Raw genomic sequence first — 14920 nt, forward strand, 5'->3', positions numbered from 1 at the left:
GGGAGGGGCCCGGTGGGGCCTCGTTGAGTGCCAGGCGCCTGGCATAATGTTGTGAGGTTCAATATGAGCAAGCGTGAACACGCCGGGCGTGGTGTTGGCTGCACCAACACCAAGGCAAGGCACACACTAATCGCCAGATTCCCTTCAGAGCTTCATCTGCATGAATTCCAGCGCCGGGTGCAGGGCCTTGGCCAGACGGTGTCCTGTTACAACGACCTGTTGATCCCATGCGAAGACTTGGCGGCAGTTCATCAGTGGATGTCAGACCTGGAAGCGGTAACGTTTGCGCATCATAGCAAGACGATCAAGACAAATTTTAGGCCTGGGTGGCTCGGGGACTTCGAGAGATCGCGTGCCGCCAACGAAGTGTTGCTTCGGCATATGCCCGGGGACCCCACCACAGTCTCAACGAAAGGCTACGATTTGCTTTTTAAACAGGCCGAGGATTTCGAGCAAGAGCAGTTGGCTGCAGCCAGGACCTATGATGACGGTACCTGGGTGCGGGAGGTAACCCAGTACCTGGTAAAGGGATGGGGATTCGATGATAACTCAGCAAAGGGTCTGGCAGCGGCGGTGATGTCGGTCTGCAAGAACGCACTACCAAATCCTTATTTTGAAGGTTACGGCCGAGTTGTAGCGCTGGCCGATCTGATTAAAGACAAGCACCGAGAGATGCGCGGTGGTGTCAGCGGGGATTCGGCCTGGACCGTGTTCCGCCGGGATAAGAGTGAGTGCCATCACGCCTGGAGGGACGCCGTCGCGAGAGTCCTGGATTTATTCCCTGAGCACGCTGCAGTGAAGCCTGGGCCGGATTCTAAAGAGGCCTTTGCGCATAGCGTGTTTCCTTATCGGAGCGATGACTACGAAAATAACCCCGCTGTTCGGCTCGACCGGTTTAAGCTGGTCAGCGACAAGAGTGCGGGTTCTGAACGTACTGACTTCGAAGAACTCGTAGGTTGGATGGCCAGTAATTGCCTGTTCATCAGGGAGCGTCGTGCATCCGCCCGGGCCATTGCCGGTTTGGAGCGCTTGTCGCAGCACCTGGATGAGGTAACCGATCTCCCTGCGGCGTTTGAGCGGATTGCTAATAATGCCTATGGTGGGCGTGAGCTTACCGGCATTGAGCCCCAAAGGTAAAATATATTTTCATATACTGTTGACATGACTCTTTGGGTTTGAGAGGATGAAGACGCTTCTGATGAACCTTGGGAGCCAGACATCGGGATCCGTCAATCTCCTTGTCTTCCGCATTCGGGAATAACCCGTGTGTACCAATGAGCAAGAGCATAGGGCCGGCAAAGAAATTTGCCGGCCCTTTGTTTTATTGGGATTTTCCCAGAGTGGTGTTAGTTTCGAGCCTGAGTTAATTATGGAGTTTTGCTGTTATGGAAAAACCAATCCTGGCGACCGATGTCGACGGCGTACTGTTGAACTGGAAAGGCGGCGTTGCCGCATTTAACGCCTCCAGGGGGGTTGCTACTCCTCGGGAGTACCTGTGTCCGCGAAACGATGTGCCCCTGCGCCAGTTATTCGATACCGAATGCCGCGACCAGGCGTACGATTTGATGATCGAGTTTAACCGCTCGCCAATGCTGGGCCAGTTGCCCCTGTTGGATCCCAGTGCAGTCGATGTGCTGCAGCGCTTAAGCCAGCACTTTGACATTGTGGCCATCACTTCAGTTGGGGAGTGGGCTGAGACCCATGAGCGGCGCCGGCAAAACCTGAAGGATCTGTTTGGTGATGTCTTCAGAGAAGTAGTGTGTCTGCCGCTGCGTGTCAGCAAGAAGGAGCATCTGGCCCGTTTTACCGAGCAGGGCAGGGTGGTTGCGTGGTTCGATGATCTGGCAGAGCACGTCGAAACCGGTAAGGAGCTTGGGATCCCCAGCTACCAGTTCCAGTTCTGTCCCAATGGCGCCCCGTCTAAGCCTGGGTTGTTCCGGAGTTGGCGTGACATCGAGTCTCACCTGGAGCAGACCATGCTGGTCGCCTAATTGGCGTAGAGCAGATACTAAAAAGGCCCTGCAGGTGGTAACACCCGCAGGGCCTTTTTGTTGGGGCTTACTCGGTCTCTTTGCCGGACTTCATGAACTGGGCCAGGTTAGAGGTGGAACCCAGTACCGCTGCCATGCCGGCCAGGCTCTCGCCGTCGCCGCCACCCTGGACGTTCACCATCGGTACCTTGATCAGATCCGGGTTGTCTTTGGCGACTTCCAGGAACCGCTCGAAGATCATCAACTGTACCGTGGCGTCTTTACCGATCACGTCACGCTGGGCGGCCTGACCTTCGGCCACCAGGATCATCGAGTTCTTCTTGCCTTCACCGATGATCTTTGCGGCCTTGGCATTCATCTCAGCAGCTACGATGGTCTTCTGCTGATTAGCAATCTCTCGTGCGTTCTCGGTGTTGGCGCGCTCGGTTGCTGCCAGGGTTTCTTGGGCGTAGGTGTCCTGCAGTGAGCTGGCCAGTTGCTTGCGGCGAAGTGGCAGCAGCAACTCAGGCGGCAGCACAATCTCACCTACCCGAACCTCTGCCACGGTCACGCCGGTCTTGGCGGCCTCCGGCTTAATCGCGTCTTCCAGCAGGGCAACCAGGTCTTCACGAGCGGTGACCATGTCCTTGGCGTCAGTCACACCGGCTTTCTGCTGCAGCAGATCGCGGGCAATGTTGGTCACAATGCGGTTCTCTACCGCCTCCATGCTGCCGACACCAGCAATGACCCGGGGCGCGTTGTTGGCGTGTACCTGGGCAATCACGTAAAGCTCGATCGCCAAAGTCCAGCCGTCCTTAGTGCGGACGATGATCGCCTCGCCGGCCGCTTCCGGGTCAATCGGTACTTCCTGAACGCTTTCTTCCTGGCTGATGGTGCCGTCGTCCGCCACGGTCAGGTTGAGTTCACGGCGGGTGTAGCCACCAACGTAGGCCCACAGTACCGCTCGAGTGGTCTGTTTGGTGGCTGTCTGAGCCAGCTGGTTCAGGTAGTAGCGGCCGGGAACCAGTGCTTCGTCCCAGACCCCTTTACAGCCTCGGGGAACCAGAATGGCGTTAAGGTCGGAGGCGTTGTTGGTTGCCGGCAGCTTGTCGCAGTCCAAATCGGTGTTGGTGTCGACGTTCGACCTAACCACGGCGACTTCGCCGGTCATGACGGTCAGGGCGACCCCGTGCTTAACATCCCAGAGATCCGGGTGAATAGGGTAGCGCCCCGGGGGGAGCACGGTCAGCTGGGTGCCCTTAAAGCCGTTGCCGCGGCTGGGGTCTAGGAACACTTCGGGTTTTAGCATTTCGTTGACGTCCATTTCCCACTCCGGGGCCATGAACTGGCCGGTGGGCAGGGTACGCCCGTCTTTGGCCACCAGGCTCAGGTACTGGCCCTCGTTGACTGTGGTCAGCGGGTGCGTGCGGGTGTCGTGCAGTACCGATACGAACGGCATGAAGTGAAAGCCCTGGGTGATGTACCGGGCTTGCGGTCCTTTAAATACCTTGCCTTGCTCATACCCCATCACGCGGCCCTGGGGCAGGTCATCGGCCATGTAGATGCGATTAAGCGTGGTAAAACTGCCCTCAGGGACCATCAGGAAGCTGGTGTTGGCGAACATAAGCAGGCCAACCAGCACGCAAACCGCACTGACTGATCGTTTGATGATCGGCAGCGCATTAAGTTGAGGTACCACAACCAGGGCCGCGACGATAAACGCCAGGCCCAGAAATATAAAGATCATTCCATCCACTCCATGGCCAGAAGGCCCAACGATTGAACCCGCTCAGGGCGGGGTTGGAGTCAGACTAACAACGGTCCCAGCAAATCCCAAGCGGGCATCACTGAGTGGCGGGCCGGGTGCGGTAGTATGGAGAGAGGCAGCATTAATAACGAGGGTTAGCAGGTTGATCAACGATATCGAGTTCGAAGGTGAGATGGCCAGGCTGGAGGCGAGTCACTTTGACGGATTGGACGAAGCAGAGGCCATCCTGGGCAGTACCCGCTTTGTCTTTGGCCGGCACATAATCCCCGCCAGGTTCTGGAGTGACCGTAATGCCTTCTATGAGATGGCTGAAGAGCTTCATCTTAACGGTGGCCGGTTGGTGACCGACAAATGGGGAGAATTGCACATTGGTTCGCCGGTAACAGAGTTGGAGGATCCTTACCGTTGCTATGACCGGGCAATACGGTCGCTCATCAACTGCCAGCAGGTTCCTGTCCCGCACATCATGGCTTCGCTGTGCTTTTTGTTGTCGATTACGCTCCGCTTACCTACCTGAGTTGTCCGGCCCAGAACCGCCAGCAAGTACAATTAAAGTATGTTGCTGTTGGAAACTGACGTATGGCCCAGCCCCCATCTATGAACGGGAAACAGGAAATATTAGCCGCAGGACTCACCCCTGACGGCGTAGAGTCGATGCACGATACTGCCGACGGGATCGGTAGCCGTGAAGGTGTCGGCATGCTTTCTAAAGCCCAGTCGGTAGAGTTCCTCAAGGCTGAATTTGACCCCGGTTCCCCGAAACTGACGCGGGTGGACCCCAAGGCGCTGACGCTGATGTACCGCTTAGCCGGTAATCATCCCGGTACCCTCAGGCAGGTGGCCAGTTCAGTTCATGAGAAGGCTGCGTCTAACGACGGGGTTGTCGATGTGACCGCTGTAAAGTCCACTATGGATGAGATGCTGGTGGAGGGGGCGCAGCGTGCGGATCGGCACCTGCGCTTGCTTGCGGAAAAGGGCCGTTTCGATGAATTGGCTGTCCTGCAGGCTTTGGCCTCTCATCAAAACAGTTTCGACTCGGGGGTTTGGAACCCAGAACCAGGAGTACGCATTGAGCTAAGCAGCGAATCACTAGAACACAAGCGGCGGATTGATCGTGCTAGTGAGCAGTTAAAGCAGGATGGACTCGTCGTCGATGAGATCCCTGGCCAGGGGGCTATTGAGCCGCGGATTGCTGATCCCATGATGATCGGTGGTTTGGCGTCCGTCGATGTCGAGCGCTTGCACCAGATGGGTCCTGGGATGCAGTTAACCAGGTCAACAAACCCGCTTGACGTCGACCACACAGTTGCCAGGGTGGCCTCTGAAGGTTCTGCCCTGGTCGATGGTCTTGATGGTGCTTCAGTAGACGATGCCGATGCGTTGTTCCTGGAGTTGGCCAATAGTGCGGTGGAGCATGCTGAGTCTTTGGGCGTAAAAACTCATGCCTCGTTTTTGCAGCGTACCAAAATGGCACTGGCGGGGGTTGGCATGGCATTAGGGGCAGCATTTACAGTGCCCGTTGCGGCCAGCACGCTTGAAGACACTGCCACAACAGGCGTTGCCGGTTTTGAGGAGCCATCTGCTGAGCAACGTGTACATGACATCAGTTCTCCGGAGCAATCACTACCTTTGCTTAATGGTGAGGGTGGGGTCTACCGGGTAGGAGAGCAGTTGATCATAGCCAACGCACAAGGGCAGTCGTTTAATGAAGTCTTTTCTGATCCAGAGGTCCTGGCAGAAATGGCGAGTTATGATATACCTCCAGCCTGGATTTATGACAACCAGCGGGAGTGGGGTAGCGCGCTTGCACGAGGTACTGAGAGGGTCGGTTACGTACACTTTCTTATCAATGGCAATGACCAGAACTCGATTGAATTACACAAGCGGTTGTGGCCTTCACCATTGATTAACGAGGGTACGCTGAAGCCATTGGTTAGAGCACATGAGTTGGCCCATTCAGTCAGTCCGCTTTACGAAGTTGACTATTCAATCAGTGGAGAGAGTCGGGCAGAAGTTAAGCCTTCAATTAGAGAAGAGAGCCAGGCCGATGTGTTCAGTGTGGTTTGGGCGGCTAAAGCGCTTACTGGTGATGACCAAGCGGCATTCAAGGAGTTGGCAGAAGCATACATTGGTTCAGTTGCGGGGTGGAGGATGGAGGGGCCAATAAGTGGCCACGATGGCATACACCAGACAGTCCTGGCTTTAGCGAAGTTGGAAAAGGCGCTTTCTGAAGACCTTGCCAGTATTCATCAACTCAATGATCCGATTGGGGTGGCTGAGTTTTCGTTGCAAATCGTCGACAAAGCGCACTCCGATCTGACGGAGGCACTGCAAAGGCATGGCGTGGCCAGGAAGATAGGGACCATGGACCAAATTGATAAAATCGATGACCTGAAGAAAGCCATGCTTCGCGGGAGGGAGAGGATGCCCAACATTGAGTGGATGACTGTGGCACAGAAACGGGACGCTCATGTGTTATACAGCAGTGCCCGGAAAAGCGATGGCGAAACCCGCTCTGAATTTTTTGAAAAGTTGAAGCGGCATGTTCTAAAGACCGCGGTGATGGCTAATGAATCATCTGCACATTTAATAGGTAGCGAACATGGCGCCGCCTTGCGAAAGGACCTACTTGGCCCGATTTCACATGCGTCCGTGGAGGCATTCGAGGCTTATATTGGCGGGTCAAGCGAGCTACAGTCCAACCAAACTGGGATTGAGGAGGGGGTAGCGTATGATTCCGCACCTTAAGATCTACCTGAGGGGTATGGCGGAGTTGAATCGCCAGTTTGCCGCTAAGCAGTTGGAACCACTTCATCCCGACGACCCTGTTCTTTGCTTGGACCTGTCAGCCAGGTTGATTTCTGCTCGGAACACCGTGAAGAAGTTCAACGTGGCACCTTCGACCGATGACTTAGTCGGCGAAATCCGTGCTTTCCTTCAGCGTTACGGCAAGATCAGGGCCCACTGAATAGAGATTGCTCCCAGGGCTTCTAGCCGGGGGGCAGAAATCTACGGCAATGTCATTCCTCTGCCTGCACTTGGCGGTGCGCAGCGTCCCGCCACTTCACCCTCTCATGCCATACAGGCATGCCTTTCTACCAAGCCAAGTTGTCCAGCCAGTATCCGCCAGCAAGTATAATTAAAGTATGTTGCTGAAGGAATTGAGTCGATGAGCGAACCGCTGACGGTCGATGGATTAAAAAGCTGTTTTCCCGCGGATCCAAGCCCGGCGAATACCGCGAAGAGGGCGCGTAGTAATGCCGATTTCATCGCTAGGAACGCGATGGCCGGCAAGGGCGTACTGGTAACCGGGCCGGAGGGATGCGGTAAAGACCGTGCTGCTTTAGCAGCGGGACAGGCGGTCAAGGAGGACCCAGCTGCTTACGGATTAGACCCGAATACGTCGGTTCATCTGTTCAATAACCAGATGATCAGTGGCGATGCTGATCACGCCCGTGAGCGCCTAGTTCGGCTCCTCAATGCCTTTACGTTATCTATTGAAGAAGATCATCGCTCCGGCCTTGTCCGGGGCCGCGACCTGATGGCCGATTTCTTCCGTCGCATTTTCTCCAGTGAGCGACCTCATAATGCAGCGATAAAGTCGGTCAAAACCAAGGGTGGTGTTGGCTTAGCCATCCCAGACATGGCAGACGGTAAAATTGGTCGCGAGACCACGCTGGAGTACGACGTAGATAAGGCACATCAACTTGCCATCGAGGAGGAGCGCCGTTTGTTGGAGGCCAACGACCCTGGGGCGCCCGGCAGCATCATCAAAGCGATGCGAAAGCTGAATGCCGTACTGGCGAAACACGGCGGGTTTAGCGTACTCCATCTGTATGATTTTCATGTACTGGATCCAGGGGGGGAGGCGGCTCAGGGCTTTGTGGTGGAGTTGGCTGAGGCAATCAGCGAGTCAGAGCATGTCTGCACCATTTTTTCTGGCGCCAGAACCAAGAGCATGGATATGGCGTTCGCTCCAGACAAGCCATTGGGGCGGTCTCTGGGTACCAGCCCAATGTACATTGCCCTGATGTCGGACAATGAAGCGAAGGGCCTGGTTGCAGAGGTCTTCGACGGTGCAGGGCTTACCAATGTCGCACCGGAGGCTATAAACCAGATCCTCAAATTGTCACGGAACCACCCTGCAACCATTACGTCGTTAACGCAAGCCGCGCTAGCCGAAGGTATGGCGAATGGTGGCGGCTTGGGTGTGGGGGAGGTGCAGGTTGCCTTCAACAACATTAGCGCCCAGGGAGACCGTAGAGCGCGAGAGGTGATCAAGACAATGGCCAAGGATGGGCACCTGGACGATCTGGCTGTACTGCAGGCATTGGCATCACAGGAGAACTTGAAGGAGGGTGGGGCATGGCATGCTCATCCTGAGTTGATTGTTGTGCCAGACCCAAAATCACCTTCCATGAAACGCAGATATGAGCTATCCATCCAGCGGCTTAAAGCGAGTGGCTTAATCATCGACAGTATACCGGGTCATGGTTCGCAATATCCCCGCGTTGCCAACCCGTTAATGATCCGGGAGCTTGCTTCCATCAGTGTCGAGCGCTTGAGGGAAATGGGGTTCGGCAGGCAGTTAGCCCGAGGTATGAAGAACAGCCAAAAGAACACTCTGCAGGCCAATATCAGTAACCAGCCAGCGAAGTACCGGGCCTTCACTCGGTTGGCGGATCGCGAAGAGAGGGCCAAAGACAGGGCCCTGTATGAGAAAAACTCTGGTCCGATTGGTCCAATGGCTTGTAGGTAGAGCTTTCTCTATGATTTTTGCCCGCGTAGACTGGCAGCAGATCACGAACACACCGTGCCCTGCTGCCATTTGTTCTGGGGCGTTGGAGTTAACGACGTTATGCATGCCACAATCACCGCTCAGCAAATAGAGAGTGCCTTGTCAAAGGGCGACCTCGGTCTCTTTATGGAATTGGCCTCAGCACACCCCAACGTATTGAGGGTTACACAAGACTCTCTGTCATCACTGCTTGGGGGTCAGTGGAGTGCTGGCCATCTCGATGATCTTAAAAAGGCCTTTGCAAGGGTGAGCCCTTCTGGTGGTCCTGTGTTCGCTATCCCTAGTGTGGGTGCCCGGCCGGGGTATGATCTTGTTACTGAATCCGGTGAGGCCATGGCATTAATGCTCGCAAGCAGCGGTAAAGTCGTCGCTATGCCACACCGAGATAACGTCAAGTTAGTGAACATCGGAAAACGGCTGTTGCAAGATATAGAGTCAGCGGACCCAGCATTGCAAGCGAGGCGCGAAGCAGGGAGGCGACGGCGTGAACGGCAGGAACACATGAAGGCCCTGCGGCAGCCAGTACCGGCGGACTTCACTGCTGCGGTACAGCACATTGCTCAACATGCCCGGGATCTGGCCATGTTCCGGGAAATGCTCTCGCCGAGCATGTTTGATTTGTCAGACCGAAACCTGACCCGGATCGGTAGGGCAGCACAGTGGTTTGGGCGGGAGGAAGCAGACACTCTAGCCGGCCAAGGCCAGGTCACTATCTTCCGCAAGGTACCATCCGGTAGGGGCTATGAGATTGAGTCCGGCGACTGGGTGGCAATCGACCCCGGCTATGCAGAAGGGCATAGTCCTCAGAACCAGAATGTTGACGGCGAGGTTCTCTCTATGACCGTCCCCGGGGAGCACGTCTTTATGGGGGTTGATGCGAACGAGTGGGTTTACATCAACCCAGTGGATTGGGGTGACTTTGCCTCATTAGCCGAGGTCTACGAGCACTTCAGTCAGGTTCGTGCGATAGAGGACCCGTGCATTGGCACCTGGTATGAAGCAGGAGTTGTGGCCAAGGGGCAGGGCAGGGAGGCAATGCACTCCCTGGGGTTCTTCCGAGATGAGGCTAAGGCTAAATCCGTTGCTGAGGATCACGCCAAGGCCAGTGGCTTTGTGGGCCTGATCGCGTGTTTTGAGAATTTGCCTCTGCGCGTCGTAGAGACTTTGCCGGTTTGCGCTGAAGTGTCTGGCTCACTGCTGCAATCCATGGCGGACCAGTTTGCAGAGGCGGTGCGGATTGATAGCTCCGACGGGCCTGGCCTCCTGAGGACCCCCAGGTTCGGCATCGAGCCAGAAACTGTCGTACTGTATACCGGTCGTTGGGGCCGGCATTACTCTCCGGATCACGCAGACAATCGCCTGTTGCGCCACAATCGGTCTGAGGAGCTCGGTCGCTAATGCAGTCTCTGGGTAAGCCTGAGCAGGAGAGGGCAGTTACGTGGAGTTGACCCATGATGTTCTCACCCAAATCGCTGTTCGCTGGTTGAAGCGCCCGTTCAGCGGTCGGGGGCCCGGGTGCCACGTCGCGCTCGGCGAGATCGGCAGTTACGGGTTCAATACCGGTGAGGTGGCCGATGCTTTTGGGTATCGGTACGATCGCTGGCTTCCAGGGTCTGTCCTAGTTGAGTGCAAAACCAGTCGCTCCGATTTCCTGGCAGATGCCGCCAAGCCCCACCGTAACGGCGGGAAAGCCGGGGTGGGCACCTATCGTTATTACATGGCGCCCGAAGGGGTGATCGGCTTGGATGATCTGGTGGGCACAAAGTGGGGCCTGCTGACCGTCAATGGTCGAGGCCATGTGCGAGTGGAGTCCGGTCATATCGCTGGCATGATCTTGAGTAACATGACCGGGGCGGAGTGGGTCCGCTATTGGGCCCATGACCAGGTGAATTCCGAGCGGGAGATGATGTATCTGGCCCATGCTCTGCGTCGAGTTGGCGACCCGCAGGAGATGATCAGCCTACGACGGCTCGCCGATCGCCAGGAGCGGCAGATCGAACAGTTGAAGCGAGATCTAAATCGGTACCAGAGTAGAGAGCTGCTCGATGGGATTCTTGACTCACTGCCAGAGGTATAAGCGCAAATTTGGGATGCCAAAAGGCTTGGTGGGAGCACCAAGAAGGGCACCAATCTCAACCCCGACTTATACAGAAGTCCCCATTGAAATCCTTTTAAATCAGTAGCTTGTGAAACTGAGCTTAACTCAGTCAGTCCCCAGCGACCCTGCCAGCCAATCAGGCCTACCTTTCAATTAACGTATTTGATACAACATACTTAGAGTGAATGTTGCACGGAGTAGCGCTTGCTGGCTCTGTATATCTGGAGAACTGTCGTGACGCTAGACATTATCGCCCTAGACCTTGAAGGTACGCTGATATCGAACGCGATCAGTCAGTATCCACGGCCGCACCTGTACCAGTTTTTAGAGGGCTGCCACAGCTTGGCCCCCAGGCTTGTGATGTACACGACAGTAAGCGAGAGCAGGTTCCGCGAAATCGCCGCGCTCCTTGTGTCTGAGGGCGTGGCCCCGTCTTGGTTCTCTACCATGGAGTACATCGCTTGGACCGGGCGGGAAAAGGACCTGGCTTTTATCCCGGGCGCAGACATTAACAAGACCGTACTGGTGGACGATGTTGAGGCGTATGTGGCCGATGGTCAGCTCACGCAATGGATACCCATAGCGCAGTTTGCCAGCCCCTACCCTGACACTGATACCGAGCTATTGAATGCCCTTGAGGCAATACGAAACCACGCTAAGTAGCCGGTTGAAAAATTAGACTGCCTACGTAGGTTTCATCGGGCTAACGATGCCTCACCAGTAGGGTTGCTGAATGCCAAACCGATTACCAGGTCTCAGATGACTCATTGCCTTAACAGTGCTTTCTTGTCCGGATGGCCAGCGAGCATTGCATTTAGCTGATTGGTATCCGATCTCCCTCTTGCCAGCCAGAGCGCACGGTGCAACAACAGCACACTGGGCTCGATGCCTGCTTCGCTGGCCATATTGAGGACAAGCACTTCGCCTGGGTAGTTGGTGTTCCGGCGCCAGGTGCTCACTGACTGGACGGATACGCCGAGTCTCTTGTGCACTTGGTAGTCGGAACCAACGTTAAGCGCCTCCTTTATGAGGTCTAGAAATTGTGAAGGTGACATCGGGGATTGCATCGCTCGTCCTGTCCTTAGTGCAGTTGCCTAATACTCACTCTAAGCCTCGCCGATTAGCGCTAGCAAGTCCTCATAGTCCGCTTTGTGACAGCCCATCCGTCGGGCTCCTGGGCCGTGTACGATTTCACATACATAAATGCGCACAATATAGATTATGTAAAACGGCTACAATGACTTAGCCTTGGCCAGGTTCCCCGTCGACCTCAGTGCTCAGCCCCTCTGCGTGATCACTTAACTGCCGCAGCCAATTGGGTATAATCCGCTCTCAACGTTGAGGCTCGATTTACCAATGAACAAAGCACGCCAATATGCCCAGGCCGATCAGGAGATACTCCGCTCCTCCACCAAGACAACCTCGATGTCACGGTCGGCTTTTGAAAATTGGGTTGAGCCCTATCTGATCTCCAATTCAGTTTTGTCTGTAGCTCATCACTGGTTCATGGCGTCATTGTACGGCGGTGAGCACGAACAGCCCTGGCAGCCACGCACTGTTGCAGGAATGCGCCAAATGCTGGCCGCTGAGGCCATCAGTGATTTGGAGGCCGAGTCCACCGCTACCCTGTTTGCCGGCATCAACGGTCGATTGAACATGCCGGTCATCCTGGCGCCTACCAGTCGCGATGTTTTCGAGCCGCAGCGCTACGCCAGGCCTGAGCATATGACCGCTTGGCCGATGGTGTTTTGTGAGCCAGCAATGATGCGTCGGCTTACCCCAGCCAACCTGGTGAGGTTCTGTGGCTGGCCCCTGGCTGATGCCAAGCGACTGTTTGCCAACCTCTCGCCGCTGGGTCGGTTCGACCTTTACTTTGGCAAAGATGGCCCAGACGCTGCCAATATCCAGGTCTTTAACCGGCTGGTTGACCGTCCCAGTGCGATTTGGCGAATGCCCAGAGACCAGTTCCACAATCGCTTGGGGCAGCAATTTGCGGAGAGTGAGGTGGAGGCTGTTCTTGAGGCGTGGTACGCCCCACTCCCCATTCGACAAATTCGTCTGTGGCGCCATATTGCTGAGATGGAATATGGGTCGCTGCAACAGGCAGAGGAACAGGATTGGGCTGACCTGTCGATGGCCGCCCAGCATCGGCACATCGTTAATGCCTGCCGGCACTGCAGTCCGTATAGCGAATTGATGATGAAATGTCCGCCTGGCAAGCGGCAGTTGGCTCACGACGTACTATTCGAGCGGATAGCTCGTGAGATCGCCGCCACCATGCCAGCCCTGAAAGGAGAGGCCATGAGACAACTGGAAGAGTTACTCAGTGGCGAGCGACGGCGCCGGCAGAGAAATCTGCCCTACCCCATTGAAGCGGCCTAAGTGCCCGGCTTCCGATTGGTGATCTGAGTGCCGGCTTTCAGGGCCGTTCCTATGAGTTTAAGTCGACTGCCCGTGGTCTCTTCGTGTCTAATCCTGGCATGGCGGCTCGTCGAGTATTGGCGATTTGGTCTTATGCCGTCGTGCCAGGATCGCGAGTTGACGGGCTACTGACTCACCGTACCGGTTGACGGAAAACGCTTTGGCCACTGACTTGCTGTCAGCGTACCAGGTCGCGTGGTATATCCGATGTCCACTTTTTGAGTCTCTTCGCACGCTGACACCTACAGGAAGCGTGGTGTCTGTCCTGAAGACATGCTGACCCAGGGCTGTCTTGCTGTACTGCCATGGGTGGAGTTCGGGGTCGCGGCCAATTTGGTCACACAGTAGGTCCCGGAACTTTTGAGCGCGGTCGGCATCTTTGACGGAAAAGCTTCTTGGCTGAAACCCTGGAACCCGGACCCTAATCCTCTTGGGGGACACGGTAATGTACCAACCCAACGGGCCTGGAGACTTAGAGTATGACAACGGCTTGATCCTGCTTTCACTAACGATGTAATTAGGAGAATCCCCAGTGCTGGGGTGTCAGTAACGGCATGCAGGGTGCGAACATGGTCGCCCTTTTGGCTTCGAAGAACCTCAGCCAAAACGCTTCCTGGCCCAGTGGCCCCGGCGCATTGGGTGTATGAATGCCAGCCCGACGTTCGGCACCATATCAGGCCGCTTTCGCCTTACCCAGTACGTAGGGTTCCTCTTGTGTTCAAGTTCACAGTACTTGGGCGGTAGGTAGGACAGAGGATCCCTGCCATGGCCAGTAGGTTGGCCATGGACCTTTGCGTTCGGTGAGCGTGAGTGTTGTGGAGCAGGACAGGGCTAATGAGTGCCCTACCCTGTTAGCTCCGCTCCAGAGTAGTTGCAGCTAGATCGAGTTCTTCTCGTGGGGTGAGGATAGCTGTTTGGGTGACGTCTCTATCCTTTATCTCTTTGGCAACCGCGCAACGGGCAAGTACCTCAAACTGACGACTCAGTTGGTTACAGTTAAACTGGGGGAAGGTGAAGTGGACAGGGCAGAACTTCTGAATCATGCCAATCCCGTCAAAGACCTTTCTTGGGTGGGTGTCGGGCTTCCAGTGCTGATCGAGGTGGCTCAGGCACTCGTCCAGGTTCAGGGGTTCATTTAGTTTGGGTAGCCAAAACGTCATGTAGTCGATACGGGCAAGGCCATCCAGTTCACCGTCTTCACACTCAATCAGAAATTCGGCCAGCATGCTGTGGTGCATTACGAGTTGGCAAAAACCTGAACCTCTTGGAGTGGTATTGGCGACACCAAACTGCCGGTTACTGTTGGTGTAATCACGTGCCAGTCCCTCTAGTCTGGACCAAGCTTCACTTCCTCTCATTTTCACGACAATCCCGGTATCCGGCGGCGGGCGCTTGCCAAAGCCATGGAGTCGTTCGGTATGATCCATGTAGGTTTTGGCGGAAGCCTTGACCTTCTGCTCTTGCCCTTTGCGTTTGGATTGAGCCTCGGCGTGTGCTTGGGCTGCTTTATCCTTTACATCTACCCAGGTGGGCAGCAGCGAACTCAGGTCGACGTGGATAGCTTGGGCCAGTCCCTTCTGAATAGGTTCCAGCTGCTCCAGCCCTTTCTTCGCTGAAGCAAGCACTTCGGTGAGTTCCGAAAGCCTCATAGAGCACTTCAGGAGATTTTCGAGGTGCTTACTGGTGTGATGATCGCTCACGTTTTGAGTCTCCTTCCTTTCCCTAGCGGGTGAGGTCACTGCTGAGGTCTATATCTTTCTCGTCGTCATCCACTGTTACGTAAATTATGAGAGTTGTTGGGTGAATTGCGAATAAAAACACTACCTTAGTGTTATTTCTCATTATCCCCGAACATTTCCACAATT

Annotated in this window: 12 protein-coding genes; 9 read left to right on the plus strand and 3 right to left on the minus strand. The window is 55.4% G+C overall.

Annotated features, from left to right (window positions below; genetic code table 11):
* The first annotated feature begins 63 nt into the window (after positions 1-63).
* Together BUC04_RS10040 and BUC04_RS10045 are read left to right on the plus strand one after the other, a co-directional pair.
* Positions 64-1137 carry a hypothetical protein gene (locus BUC04_RS10040; protein ID WP_067654962.1) on the plus strand — a complete coding sequence of 358 codons (1074 nt, stop codon included), beginning with the start codon at positions 64-66 and terminating at the stop codon, positions 1135-1137.
* 248 nt (positions 1138-1385) lie between these two features.
* Positions 1386-1991 carry a hypothetical protein gene (locus tag BUC04_RS10045; RefSeq protein ID WP_067654960.1) on the plus strand — a complete coding sequence of 202 codons (606 nt, stop codon included), beginning with the start codon at positions 1386-1388 and terminating at the stop codon, positions 1989-1991.
* Positions 1992-2058: 67 nt separating this feature from the next.
* Here BUC04_RS10045 and BUC04_RS10050 read toward each other — a convergent pair whose 3' ends face one another.
* Positions 2059-3717 (minus strand): SPFH domain-containing protein, encoded by a 1659-nt coding sequence (locus BUC04_RS10050; protein ID WP_067654957.1) that lies wholly within the window; start codon positions 3715-3717, stop codon positions 2059-2061.
* Between the two features lie 163 nt (positions 3718-3880).
* Here BUC04_RS10050 and BUC04_RS10055 point away from each other — a divergent pair, with 163 nt between their 5' ends.
* The 6 genes from BUC04_RS10055 to BUC04_RS10085 all read left to right on the plus strand — a co-directional run bounded on the left by BUC04_RS10055 (position 3881) and on the right by BUC04_RS10085 (position 11297).
* The gene (locus tag BUC04_RS10055) at positions 3881-4255 is read left to right on the plus strand and encodes a hypothetical protein (RefSeq protein WP_067654954.1); all 375 of its coding nucleotides are present in this window, start codon (positions 3881-3883) and stop codon (positions 4253-4255) included.
* 137 nt (positions 4256-4392) lie between these two features.
* On the plus strand, positions 4393-6486 hold the full coding sequence (locus BUC04_RS10060; protein ID WP_143165672.1) for a hypothetical protein: 2094 nt from the start codon (positions 4393-4395) through the stop codon (positions 6484-6486).
* A gap of 421 nt (positions 6487-6907) precedes the next feature.
* Positions 6908-8497, plus strand: a complete 1590-nt coding sequence (locus BUC04_RS10070) for a hypothetical protein (RefSeq protein WP_067654949.1) — start codon at positions 6908-6910, stop codon at positions 8495-8497.
* A 99-nt stretch (positions 8498-8596) separates the two neighbouring features.
* A complete protein-coding gene (locus BUC04_RS10075) occupies positions 8597-9934 on the plus strand; it encodes a hypothetical protein (protein WP_067654947.1) in 1338 nt (445 codons plus the stop codon).
* 40 nt (positions 9935-9974) lie between these two features.
* Positions 9975-10613, plus strand: coding sequence for a hypothetical protein (locus BUC04_RS10080; RefSeq protein ID WP_067654936.1), 639 nt, complete (start codon positions 9975-9977; stop codon positions 10611-10613).
* A 225-nt stretch (positions 10614-10838) separates the two neighbouring features.
* Positions 10839-11297, plus strand: coding sequence for an NIF family HAD-type phosphatase (locus tag BUC04_RS10085; RefSeq protein WP_200804677.1), 459 nt, complete (start codon positions 10839-10841; stop codon positions 11295-11297).
* 101 nt (positions 11298-11398) lie between these two features.
* Here BUC04_RS10085 and BUC04_RS10090 read toward each other — a convergent pair whose 3' ends face one another.
* Positions 11399-11701, minus strand: a complete 303-nt coding sequence (locus BUC04_RS10090) for a helix-turn-helix domain-containing protein (protein WP_067654934.1) — start codon at positions 11699-11701, stop codon at positions 11399-11401.
* 289 nt (positions 11702-11990) lie between these two features.
* Here BUC04_RS10090 and BUC04_RS10095 point away from each other — a divergent pair, with 289 nt between their 5' ends.
* A complete protein-coding gene (locus BUC04_RS10095; protein ID WP_143165673.1) occupies positions 11991-13016 on the plus strand; it encodes a hypothetical protein in 1026 nt (341 codons plus the stop codon).
* Positions 13017-13906: 890 nt separating this feature from the next.
* On the opposite strand, the gene BUC04_RS10105 is transcribed toward BUC04_RS10095, so the two are convergent.
* Positions 13907-14755 carry a hypothetical protein gene (locus BUC04_RS10105; RefSeq protein WP_067654930.1) on the minus strand — a complete coding sequence of 283 codons (849 nt, stop codon included), beginning with the start codon at positions 14753-14755 and terminating at the stop codon, positions 13907-13909.
* Positions 14756-14920: the final 165 nt, after the last annotated feature.

Origin of the sequence: Ferrimonas marina, from assembly GCF_900129905.1 — a bacterium.
Taxonomy (GTDB): Bacteria; Pseudomonadota; Gammaproteobacteria; order Enterobacterales; family Shewanellaceae; genus Ferrimonas; species Ferrimonas marina.

Bases quoted from the DNA above. Each gene is read 5' to 3' on its own strand.
- BUC04_RS10040 (WP_067654962.1), top strand. From the start codon at position 64: ATGAGCAAGCGTGAACACGCCGGGCGTGGTGTTGGCTGCACCAACACC.
- BUC04_RS10045 (WP_067654960.1), top strand. From the start codon at position 1,386: ATGGAAAAACCAATCCTGGCGACCGATGTCGACGGCGTACTGTTGAAC.
- BUC04_RS10050 (WP_067654957.1), bottom strand. From the start codon at position 3,717: ATGATCTTTATATTTCTGGGCCTGGCGTTTATCGTCGCGGCCCTGGTT.
- BUC04_RS10060 (WP_143165672.1), top strand. From the start codon at position 4,393: ATGCACGATACTGCCGACGGGATCGGTAGCCGTGAAGGTGTCGGCATG.
- BUC04_RS10070 (WP_067654949.1), top strand. From the start codon at position 6,908: ATGAGCGAACCGCTGACGGTCGATGGATTAAAAAGCTGTTTTCCCGCG.
- BUC04_RS10075 (WP_067654947.1), top strand. From the start codon at position 8,597: ATGCATGCCACAATCACCGCTCAGCAAATAGAGAGTGCCTTGTCAAAG.
- BUC04_RS10090 (WP_067654934.1), bottom strand. From the start codon at position 11,701: ATGCAATCCCCGATGTCACCTTCACAATTTCTAGACCTCATAAAGGAG.
- BUC04_RS10095 (WP_143165673.1), top strand. From the start codon at position 11,991: ATGAACAAAGCACGCCAATATGCCCAGGCCGATCAGGAGATACTCCGC.